This is a genomic window from Micromonospora sp. DT62 (assembly GCF_049847285.1).
GTDB lineage: Bacteria > Actinomycetota > Actinomycetes > Mycobacteriales > Micromonosporaceae > Micromonospora > Micromonospora reichwaldensis.
In genome coordinates, this window is sequence record NZ_JBNCOB010000049.1 from 1 (window position 1) to 8,897 (window position 8,897).

General features: G+C 69.7%; 13 protein-coding genes. 9 read left to right on the forward strand and 4 right to left on the reverse strand.

Annotated elements, in window-relative coordinates; translation table 11 throughout:
- The first annotated feature begins 217 nt into the window (after positions 1–217).
- The 3 genes from ACPXCB_RS31360 (at position 218) to ACPXCB_RS31370 (ending at position 4,006) form a co-directional block, all read left to right on the forward strand.
- Positions 218–1,450 (forward strand): SUKH-3 domain-containing protein, encoded by a 1,233-nt coding sequence (locus ACPXCB_RS31360; protein ID WP_425879725.1) that lies wholly within the window; start codon positions 218–220, stop codon positions 1,448–1,450.
- A 186-nt stretch (positions 1,451–1,636) separates the two neighbouring features.
- Positions 1,637–2,392: a formylglycine-generating enzyme family protein gene (locus ACPXCB_RS31365; RefSeq protein WP_425879727.1), complete on the forward strand. Its 756-nt coding sequence runs from the start codon at positions 1,637–1,639 to the stop codon at positions 2,390–2,392.
- A 342-nt stretch (positions 2,393–2,734) separates the two neighbouring features.
- Entirely contained in the window at positions 2,735–4,006 is a 1,272-nt protein-coding gene (locus ACPXCB_RS31370; RefSeq protein WP_425879729.1) for a hypothetical protein, read from the forward strand.
- Positions 4,007–4,062: 56 nt separating this feature from the next.
- Here the strand turns inward: ACPXCB_RS31370 and ACPXCB_RS31375 are convergent, their stop codons facing one another.
- Both ACPXCB_RS31375 and ACPXCB_RS31380 read right to left on the reverse strand, forming a co-directional pair.
- Positions 4,063–4,392, reverse strand: a complete 330-nt coding sequence (locus tag ACPXCB_RS31375; RefSeq protein WP_089000492.1) for a hypothetical protein — start codon at positions 4,390–4,392, stop codon at positions 4,063–4,065.
- Positions 4,393–4,469: 77 nt separating this feature from the next.
- Positions 4,470–4,673 (reverse strand): hypothetical protein, encoded by a 204-nt coding sequence (locus ACPXCB_RS31380; protein WP_425879730.1) that lies wholly within the window; start codon positions 4,671–4,673, stop codon positions 4,470–4,472.
- On the opposite strand from ACPXCB_RS31380, the gene ACPXCB_RS31385 reads away from it, so the two are divergent.
- From ACPXCB_RS31385 to ACPXCB_RS31400, 4 genes are read left to right on the forward strand one after another with little or no spacing between them, the layout of a single operon-like run.
- Positions 4,672–5,073, forward strand: coding sequence for a YbaB/EbfC family DNA-binding protein (locus ACPXCB_RS31385; protein WP_425879732.1), 402 nt, complete (start codon positions 4,672–4,674; stop codon positions 5,071–5,073). The genes ACPXCB_RS31380 and ACPXCB_RS31385 overlap by 2 nt on opposite strands.
- A complete protein-coding gene (locus tag ACPXCB_RS31390) occupies positions 5,060–5,380 on the forward strand; it encodes a type VII secretion target (protein WP_425879733.1) in 321 nt (106 codons plus the stop codon). The genes ACPXCB_RS31385 and ACPXCB_RS31390 overlap by 14 nt, the downstream gene beginning before the upstream one ends.
- On the forward strand, positions 5,377–6,573 hold the full coding sequence (locus tag ACPXCB_RS31395) for a WXG100 family type VII secretion target (protein ID WP_425879735.1): 1,197 nt from the start codon (positions 5,377–5,379) through the stop codon (positions 6,571–6,573). Before ACPXCB_RS31390 ends, ACPXCB_RS31395 begins: the two co-directional genes overlap by 4 nt.
- On the forward strand, positions 6,573–6,896 hold the full coding sequence (locus tag ACPXCB_RS31400; protein WP_425879741.1) for a hypothetical protein: 324 nt from the start codon (positions 6,573–6,575) through the stop codon (positions 6,894–6,896). Before ACPXCB_RS31395 ends, ACPXCB_RS31400 begins: the two co-directional genes overlap by 1 nt.
- Positions 6,897–6,939: 43 nt before the next feature.
- Here the strand turns inward: ACPXCB_RS31400 and ACPXCB_RS31405 are convergent, their stop codons facing one another.
- A complete protein-coding gene (locus ACPXCB_RS31405; RefSeq protein WP_151454900.1) occupies positions 6,940–7,191 on the reverse strand; it encodes a hypothetical protein in 252 nt (83 codons plus the stop codon).
- Positions 7,188–7,475 (reverse strand): DivIVA domain-containing protein, encoded by a 288-nt coding sequence (locus tag ACPXCB_RS31410; protein WP_425879736.1) that lies wholly within the window; start codon positions 7,473–7,475, stop codon positions 7,188–7,190. The genes ACPXCB_RS31405 and ACPXCB_RS31410 overlap by 4 nt, the downstream gene beginning before the upstream one ends.
- Positions 7,476–7,737: 262 nt before the next feature.
- On the opposite strand from ACPXCB_RS31410, the gene ACPXCB_RS31415 reads away from it, so the two are divergent.
- Together ACPXCB_RS31415 and ACPXCB_RS31420 are read left to right on the forward strand one after the other, a co-directional pair.
- Positions 7,738–8,625 carry a helix-turn-helix domain-containing protein gene (locus tag ACPXCB_RS31415; protein WP_425879737.1) on the forward strand — a complete coding sequence of 296 codons (888 nt, stop codon included), beginning with the start codon at positions 7,738–7,740 and terminating at the stop codon, positions 8,623–8,625.
- Positions 8,618–8,824 (forward strand): DUF397 domain-containing protein, encoded by a 207-nt coding sequence (locus ACPXCB_RS31420; RefSeq protein WP_425879739.1) that lies wholly within the window; start codon positions 8,618–8,620, stop codon positions 8,822–8,824. Before ACPXCB_RS31415 ends, ACPXCB_RS31420 begins: the two co-directional genes overlap by 8 nt.
- The last annotated feature ends 73 nt before the right edge of the window (positions 8,825–8,897 follow it).

Below are 8,897 nucleotides of genomic sequence, written 5' to 3' on the forward strand. Positions count from 1 at the left end.
TGCTGGTGCCGGTCGCCGACACGACCGAGCCGCCCCGCACTCGCCGCATCCGTCCGCACGTTGGCGTCCACCGACCGGACCACGTCGAACCGCGCCCGCAGCGCGCGATTGGCGTCCCGGTCCACACTCTCGGCCAACGCCACCCTCCCCCGGTTACCGTCGGTAGGGCGAACCATACCGGGCGCCACGAATCCGTGGGGTCCGGTACTTTCAAGCCGTGATCGACCGCCAGCAGGCCGAGCAACTCGCCGCCGTGTGGGCCCGCCGCGAGTCACAACGCCTGGGACACGACTGCCACCCCCACGTCGACGAGTTCGACCTCGGCTACGCCATCACCTCCACCGTGCCCATCGAGGCGAACACGATGCCCGGCGACCTACCCACCACCGTCGTCGACAAGGTCACCGGCGAGACGACCACCTGGCCACGCGTACCCACCGACGTGGTCGCACAGATGTACCGCCGCAGCCGCCCGCAAGGCCCCGACGCCCCCCGCACCGTCGATCCCGCCAGCCAACTCCTCCGCGAGATCCACCGCCTGCCGACCCCCAACACGGCAGCGCACCTGACGGTCGAGGGACGACTCTTCCGCGCCCAGGGCGCCAAGGGCGACATCATCCTCAACCACCACCCACTCGTGCGGTCCTACCTGGACGACCAACCCGCCGGACACCTCGTACGCGGCGGCGACCGGCACGCCGAGCTGATCGTCGTCTCCGACGTCCTGCACCACCACGACCACCACCGCGCCGCCGCCGGCATCGCCCCACTCGGCATGGCCGACGCGGAGACGCTGCTGGGCGACGCCCGCCTCGAGGTGTTCCGAGTGCGGGAGCCGGGCGATCCGTACGGCGGCAGGGCGGAAAGAGCCTGCGACTCGTGCCTCAACTTCCTGGTCCACTTCAACGCGTTGTCCTGGGCGGACCTGGCCTTCACCTCGGACTGGCACCCGCAACCACAGGTTCCGCATCATCCGGGCCGCTTCCCGGCTGCCGTGGCCGACGCGCTGATGGAGGGAGGCTGGGAGGACAGTGAGTTCAATCCGGCCCTGGCCGCCGGGGCGATCCGGGAGACGTGCGAGGTCGCCGGCCAGCTGCACCGCCACGCGCCCTCCACAGCGGCCGAGCGGGCGCTGACCGCCTTCCCCGCGATCGTGAGCAGCCGCCGGGGCCCCGGCGAGCAGGTCTGGATCAGTCGGTTCACGACCAACCCGCTCCGGAGCGCACACTCGGCTGACACGCTCGCCGACTTCGCCGCCGTGCTCGGGACTCGACTCTTTCCCGTCGGGTCCGAGCACGGTGACAGCATCTTCGCCGTCGACGAGCGGGGGCGGGTCTTCGCGTTGGACCAGGCCGGCGAGTGGTTCCTCGGCGAGGACATCGACGCCGCGCTGACCACCCTGCTGCTCGGCCGGGCGCCGGCCCGCGTCCGCGACGACGGCACCTGGTGAGCGGGCGGCGCCCGGTGGATGCCACAACGACGAACCGGCCAGCATCGTTGACCGTGCTTGCATTCTGGCGGACCGCTCACGAATTACAGGAACGGGTCGCACCGTGCTGCTCGTGGTCCAGATCGTCTTGCCTGGCTTTCTGACACCGCCCGGGCACAGAAACCTCGGCTGCTAGCGTTCGGTGCCGTGTGGACCGAGGAGACCGTGGCGGGGCGTCCGGCCTGGCGGCACACCGCGGCGGGCGTGCTGTTCCGGAGGGTGCCCGGCGGCACGTTCCGCATGGGTCTGTCCGAGGCGGAACTGGAGGCCGTACGCGCCATCGAGCGCGACGGAGGAGCCGAGGACACCCTCGAGCCCTTCTTCGCCGCCGCCAAGGACGCCCAGCCGGTGCGGGAGGTGCGGGTCGAACCGTTCCTGATCGCCCGGCACCCGCTGACGGTCGCGCAGGTCCGGCACTGGCTGCCCGACTACGAGGACGACTACGCCGACGAGGACACCACCACAGCCTGCATCGAGGACGACCTCGACGACCTGCTTGAGGCCCTGCCGTTCCGGCTGCCCGGCGAAGCCGAGTGGGAGTACGCGGCCCGCGCGGGCACCACCACGCTGACGTTCCGCGGCGACGGCAAACCCGACGAGGACCAGATCCTCGACGACTTCGGCGACGAGGAGCGCACAGCCGCCGGGGAGAACGCCTTCGGCCTGGCGGCGATGGGCTCGGCTGGGGAGATCTGCGCCGACGTGTGGATCCCCGGTTCCGCGGACGCACCGGCGGACGCCCGGCCGCGCACCGGCGACGGGCCCCGCGTCGTACGCGGCGGCGCCGCCGACCTCTATCCGTGGCAGGGCTGCGACGAGTGGCTACTGCTGCTCTCCGCCACCCGGGAGGAGCACGCCCAGTTCACCGCGGTACGCCCGGCCGCCCCGCTGCCGTCCCGGTAGGCCGCCTCCTGGCTGGTCGGCGGATTCGCGGAGAAGCCCACAGCCGTACGCCTGTCGACCGCCGCCGTCTCCCTGCGAGCCACGGGCGTCGTTCAGCGCGGCCATGTCGACGACCCAGTTCAGGCGCCCGTCCGCAATCGTCCTGCGCCGCTCCGCGTGCACGGTGGCCGTCGTGAACGGATGGCGAGTCGCATTCACGACAGGACGAAGCCGCGATGATCGGCGCACAGCCTCCCACCTGCCCACTACGCTGACCGCCGCCGGCCGATGGACGAGTCGCTGCGGTCCCTCGACGCGCGACGTCCTGTGCCGCTTCCCCCGCCCACACTTGAGGAGCCGACGATGGACGACGAGATCCAGCTGATCAGTGACGGCGATGGCTTCGCGGTCATCGGGAGTCCGGCGGCTGTCGACCGGTTCCTCACCTCTGAGCGGCTGCCGTCGAAGGACCTCGGGCTGAAGCGGCTCCAGTCTGCCCTCGGTGCCGGCTCCAGCATCGCGAAGGCGAGTGCCGAGATCTCCGCCAACTCGGGCCGCTGGGTCAAGTTGACCGAAGAGTCCGCGCGGGCCATGAAGCAGTTCCCCCTCATGAAGGGTTCGGAGTCAGACTTCAGCCGTGCTGTGCTGACCGAGAACGGCAAGATCAAGGGGCTTCTGGAGATCGTCACCACTCCAGGGGCGCTGCTGAGCAACCCGGCGCTGCTGACCGGTGCGGCGGGGCTCATGGCGCAGCTCGCGATGAAGCAGAGCATGGAGGAGATCACCGAGTATCTGGCGTTGATCGACGAGAAGGTCGACGATGTGCTTCGCGCCCAGAAGGACGCCGTGCTGGCGGACATGATCGGGGTGGACCTCGTGCTCGGGGAGGCCATGACGATCCGGGACCGGGTGGGCCGGGTCTCCGAGGTCACGTGGTCGAAGGTCCAGGCCACGCCGGTGACGATCGCCCGCACCCAGGCGTACGCGCTACGTCAGCTCGACGCGCTCGCGGAGAAGATGGAGCGGAAGACCAAGGTCGCCGATCTCGCCAAGACCTGCAGGGAAGCCGAGTTGAGGGTGCAGGAGTGGCTCGCCGTGCTGGCTCGCTGCTTCCAGCTTCAGGACGCGATCGCCGTACTCGAACTCGACCGGGTGCTGGACGCGTCTCCGGAGGAGATGGACGAGCACCTGCTCGCGCTCCGGGCGGCACGGCAGAACCGGCTGGAACTCATCTCACGCAGCACCGAGCGGCTGATGGCCCGGATGGATGCGGCTGCCGGCACGGCCAACACGAAGGTGCTGTTGAACCCCACCTCGTCCCGGGCGACGGTGCAGTCGAGGAACCATGTCGCGACCGTCGTCGTCGACTTCCACGGACGGCTCGGCATCGCACGCGATCGCCAGTCGTTGGACGCGAGACGGTGGCTCGACGCGGCCGTGGAGGTGCGGGACAAGGTCCTCGATACGGGCGTGGAGGTGCGGGACAAGATGCTCGTGACCGGCACGGAGGGCGTCGGCGCCGCCAAGCACTTCGGCGTGGAGACCTTCGGCCGGACCAGGTCGGTGGTGGGCAGGCTCTCCAGCGGAATCGCCGAGCGTACGCAACGCCAGCGCGGGGAGGACGAGAAGGGCTGAGTGCGCCGCCGACAACACCCCCAAGATGTACACGAGCCCGCGCACGCAGCCCGCCGTCAGTCCTCGGCGTCAGACGTCTCCTCGTCGGGCGGCAGCACCGACGCGTCCGGGCGCAGCGGGGCGGGCGTGGGCAGGGCGCCGAGGCCGACACGCTCCAACTCCCTGTGCAGGCTGCCGCGAAGTTCCTTGACCACGTCCTCCCGGGCCTGCCGATAGGCCAACTGCGCAGCCGCACGGGCCGCGTGACCGGCATGCCGGTAGCCGCCCCACCACTGCAACCGCCGATAGGTCCCGTTCTCGTTCCTGATGCGTACGACCCAGAAGGTCGAGCCGTGCTTGCGTACCGTCCAGTAGCTGCCGTCGGCGGTGTAGCTCCCGTGTGCCATGCCCCAAACCTAGCCAGCGTCCCCACCTCAGGCCTCAGCCGTCCGTCTACAATGGATTTTTGGCGCGCCGGTCGGGCTCAGGGAGCGCTCGTGGGTGCGATGCCGAGGTTGGTCAACACGGCCCACCTTGAGCAGATCGCGGCCATCGCCGGGCCATCGAGCGCCGCACCGGTCCAGGCCGCAGTCGGCACCGCCAGCGGCACACCACGCAGCGCCACCGGTTGGTAACGTGTCGGCGACGCGGACCGGTCGGCGTCGATGCCCTGGGGAGGGTCAGGCATGTGGGCGGACGAAGCCGCGCTGGACGAGGCAACGCGTCGGCTCGACGACTGGGAAGCGTCCATCGTGGACCGGGCGGCCCGGGCCAAGGAGCTGGCTTCGCAGGTGCAGGCGATGAGAGGCACGGCGACCAACCCTGATCGGACGATCGAGGTCACCGTCGACTCGTCGGGCCTGCTGGTCGACCTGCGGCTGGACGAACGCACCCGACAACACTCCGCGGCGCACACCGCCCGGCAGATCCTGGCGACCACCCGAGCCGCTCATGCCGATCTGCTGAGCAGCATCACCGAGGCGACCACGGGCGTCCTCGGCGCCGAGGATCCGACAGCGGCGGCGCTTGTCGAGTCGTACCGCCGCCGGCTGGATCCCGACCGGGACACCCCGGATGCCCGGCGGTGACGGCATCCAGGTCGACCCCGACGGCCTGACCCGCCACGCCGCACGCCTCGACCGCCGCGCCGACAGCCTCGACACCGCCCGCCAGGCCGGCCAGCACGTCCGGTTGGGCGCCGAGGCCTACGGGCAGCTCTGCGCGATCATGCCGGTGCTGCTCGACGGCCTCCAGCAGACCCTGGTCCAGGGCATCGGCACCGCGGCCGGCTCGGTGCGCGACACGGCCGACAGGCTGCGGACGGGCGCCGACCGCTACCGGGCCGCCGACGCTCGGGCCGAGCGGTCGCTACAGCGGATACGGCACAAGGAGTGACCACCAACCCGCTCGTCGCCGCGGCCGCCGACACCCCGCCCAGCGCCTGGGCCGGCGTCTGGATCTGCGAGGACATCGAGCTGATCGCCCAGGGCGTCCGCAACGGCAGCTGGATCGACGGCACCCTCGGCGTCGTCAGCGCCGGGCTGGACGCCCTGGCCTTCGTCTCCGACCCGGTCGGCGCGCTGCTCCAGTACGGCATTGCCTGGCTGATCGAGCACGTCAAGCCGCTCAGCGAGGCGCTGGACTGGCTCGCGGGCGACCCGGCGCAGATCACCGCCCACGCCCAGACCTGGCGCAACGTCGCCGCGTCGCTGCGCAGGGAAGCCGCCGACCTGGCCGCCGCCGTCCGCACCGACGTCGCGAGCTGGGGTGGCGGCGCCGGCCCCGCCTACCGCGCCTGGGCCGCCGATCAGCAGCAGGCCATCGGCGGGCTGGCCCAGGGCGCCGACACCCTCGCCGCCATCACCGAGGGAGCCGCCGGCCTGGTCGCCGCCGTTCGGCTGCTGGTCCGCGACGCCATCGCCACCTGCGTCTCCCGGCTCATCGTGTACGCCGGCGAACTGGTCGTCACCGGCGGGTTCGCCGCGCCGCTGGTGGTGGAGCAGGTGACGACGTTGGTGGCGTCCTGGGCGGCACGGATCGCGCGGCTGCTGCGGGCACTGCTGGCGAGCCTGCGGCGGCTGATGCCGGAGATCCGGCGGCTCGGTGACCTGATCGAGAAGCTGAAGCAGGCGCTGGGGCGGCTTGCCAGCAGTCGACCAGGCAGATCCGGTGACGGCGCCTCGACTCCCGGGACGCCTCATGAGCCCCCCGCTCGACACGCCAGCGAGGAAGCACGCGTCCATGCTCTCGGCATGGACCCAGCGACCGGGAAGTTCAGGCCAGGCGAGGCCGAAACCGCGGTACGGCTGGAACAACTCCTCGGCGTTCAACTCAGTCGCGCCCCTGCGGATTCCTCGGCCGACTGGGTCGACGACGCGGGGCGCACATATGATGCCGTCGGTAACTTCCCCGGCCAGTTCTTCGACCGGCAGTGGCCGCAGCTTCAATATCAGATCGAACGACACCTGGACAAGGCCGAGCTCGTGCCCGTTGACGTCTCGAAGTTCTCGGTCGAGCAGACAGCCAGGATCGAGCAGTTCATAGCGGACCGTGATCTCGGTCCACGGGTATTCATCGTGGGGAAGTGATGGCCGGCCTGATCGTGCTGAAGCCCGGGGTCGACTGGACCGCCACCGGGGGTCTCTTCGACTGGACACTGGAGTTCTTGGTCGAACGGCTTTCCGACCAGGAAGCTGCTGACCACCTACAAGAGATCATTGACAACAACCTGGGGTCCCTCTGGATCGACCAGTTGCCCAGAGAGGCTCAGCACGAGATCGTCCGCCACTGGCGAAGCGGGCTTATCAAGGCCGGCGAGCAGCAACTTCCGGAGACGGACCACAAGGCCTCGGTCATCCGACACCTCCAAGAGCTCGTGGACGCGACCTACTCCGCTGGCTATCCCGAGTAGCGAACCTGCTCGGCTTAAAATCACCCGGCGTTCGGTCGGATGCTCACCGGGGCAGGCGGCGGGAGCAGGCGCCGTCGTGGTCGGCACGGAGCAGGCAGCGCCGGCCGCCGGGCATCCGCAGGTCACAGAAGACCCGGTGGCGTACGTGCTGGTTATCCTCTTCCGAAACGGTGCTCTCCCCCGGGTCGGTCTGCGGCAGCACCAGCAGCCAACGGCTGATCACCCGGGCCAGCCGCTGCGCGGCCGGCAGGTCGGCGGCGGCGACGGGCAGGTGAATGACGTACCGCTGGGTCATGCCTCGTGTCCCCGGTCGGTGCGGGCGCGGGCCTGCTCGGACTGCCAGCGGCGCAACGCGTCCTTGATGACGGCGGTCTCCCGGCGGCTGGCGGCCAGGTCGGCGTAGACGTTGGCCATGTCGCCGGCGACGCGGTCGAGGAAGTCGTAGACGTCGGCCGGTTCCAGGCCGCGGCGTCCGAGCCCGACCGGCTTGAAGCGGCGCTCGCGCACCTGCCACGGCAGCAGACTGGTGTACGCCGAGGAGCGGTAGGTCGCTCCAAATCGCTGGTTGCGGACGCTCATCTGCTGCCTGCCTCTCCCTCGTGGACTGGAAGGGGTGGCCCGTCCATCCTCCCCGCACGCACGGGCCACCCCGCCCTGCCGCCGCAGCTTCGATCAGCGGTACGACACCAGGGCCTGTGGTCATCCTGTGACGGTCCGCAGCATCAAAGCAACGTTCCACACCAGAATTCTCCCCAGAAGTATTGACTTTCTTTGCTGCCACCGATAGCTGTTACATGGCAAGGTGACGCAGCGTTGCGCGATGGAATCAGGGAGTGTCCGGGTGACCGAGGATGTCGGATCGACCGTGCCGCGCCGGCAACTCGGCCGGCTGCTACGCCAGTACCGCACCGAGGCGGGCGTGACCCTCGACGCCGCCGCCGAGGCCCTCGAATACAGCCGGCAGAAGATCTGGCGGATCGAGTGCGGCATGGGCCCGGTCCGGGTGCTCGACGTCAAGGCGATGTGCGAGCTGTACGGGGTGTCCGCCGAGATGACCGAGGCGATGCGCGGGCTCGCCACGGAGACGAAGTCCAAGGGCTGGTGGCACGCGTACGGGGACGCGGTCCCGAGCTGGTTCGAGCTGTACGTCGGCCTGGAATCCGCCGCATCCCGGCTCAGGGGTTATGACGAGTCGCTGATTCCCGGGATCGTGCAGACCAAGGAGTACGCTCGGGCACTCTTCCGTCTCGGAGGGCTGCTGAACGACGAGGAACGAGAGCGAGCCGTCCAGGTGCGGCTTCAACGACAGGCTCTCCTGAGTCGACGACTCCCGGCGGCTCCCCGACTGAAGTCGATATTGTCCGAGACGGTGCTTCGGCGAACGGTTGGCACTCCGACTGTCATGGCCGCCCAACTCGACCACATCATTAAGCTGTCCGACCTGCCGAACGTGTCGGTGCGGGTGCTGCCGTTGGCCGCCGGGCCACAGCCAGGCGCCGTCGCCGGCACCTTCATGATCCTCGACTTTCCTCCGACCAAGGGTGGTCGAGCCGCACCCGAGCCATCGGTCATCTACAGCGAGTCGCTCACTGGGGCGCTCTATCTCGACAAGCAGGACGAGTTGGCCGCCTACGAACGTGTGTGGCAGGGCCTGGAGGCGCTGGCGCTGGGCGAGGCAGAATCAAGAGACATGATCAAGCGGATCATTGGGGAGATGCATCATGACTGACCAGACCAGCGCCATCTGGCGTAAGAGCACCCGCAGCGGGGACAACGGCGGCGCGTGCGTCGAGGTCGCCACGAACCTCCCCGGCATCGTCGCCGTCCGCGATTCGAAGGACCCGGCTGGTCCGGCGCTCACCTTCGGGCCGGCCGCTTGGTCTGCGTTCGCGGCTGCAGCCGCGTACGGACTTGCCCCTCACCCCTGACAGTGATGATGTGGGAGCGGGTCACCCGGTCGGTCTGACTCAGCCTCTGACTGACCGTGGTGTCTTCTAGGGG

Excerpts from the sequence above, each read along its gene's own strand:
- ACPXCB_RS31370 (WP_425879729.1), top strand. The coding sequence starts at position 2,735 with ATGGACGACGAGATCCAGCTGATCAGTGACGGCGATGGCTTCGCGGTC.
- ACPXCB_RS31375 (WP_089000492.1), bottom strand. The coding sequence starts at position 4,392 with ATGGCACACGGGAGCTACACCGCCGACGGCAGCTACTGGACGGTACGC.
- ACPXCB_RS31385 (WP_425879732.1), top strand. The coding sequence starts at position 4,672 with ATGTGGGCGGACGAAGCCGCGCTGGACGAGGCAACGCGTCGGCTCGAC.
- ACPXCB_RS31380 (WP_425879730.1), bottom strand. The coding sequence starts at position 4,673 with ATGCCTGACCCTCCCCAGGGCATCGACGCCGACCGGTCCGCGTCGCCG.
- ACPXCB_RS31390 (WP_425879733.1), top strand. The coding sequence starts at position 5,060 with ATGCCCGGCGGTGACGGCATCCAGGTCGACCCCGACGGCCTGACCCGC.
- ACPXCB_RS31400 (WP_425879741.1), top strand. The coding sequence starts at position 6,573 with ATGGCCGGCCTGATCGTGCTGAAGCCCGGGGTCGACTGGACCGCCACC.
- ACPXCB_RS31405 (WP_151454900.1), bottom strand. The coding sequence starts at position 7,191 with ATGACCCAGCGGTACGTCATTCACCTGCCCGTCGCCGCCGCCGACCTG.
- ACPXCB_RS31410 (WP_425879736.1), bottom strand. The coding sequence starts at position 7,475 with ATGAGCGTCCGCAACCAGCGATTTGGAGCGACCTACCGCTCCTCGGCG.
- ACPXCB_RS31420 (WP_425879739.1), top strand. The coding sequence starts at position 8,618 with ATGACTGACCAGACCAGCGCCATCTGGCGTAAGAGCACCCGCAGCGGG.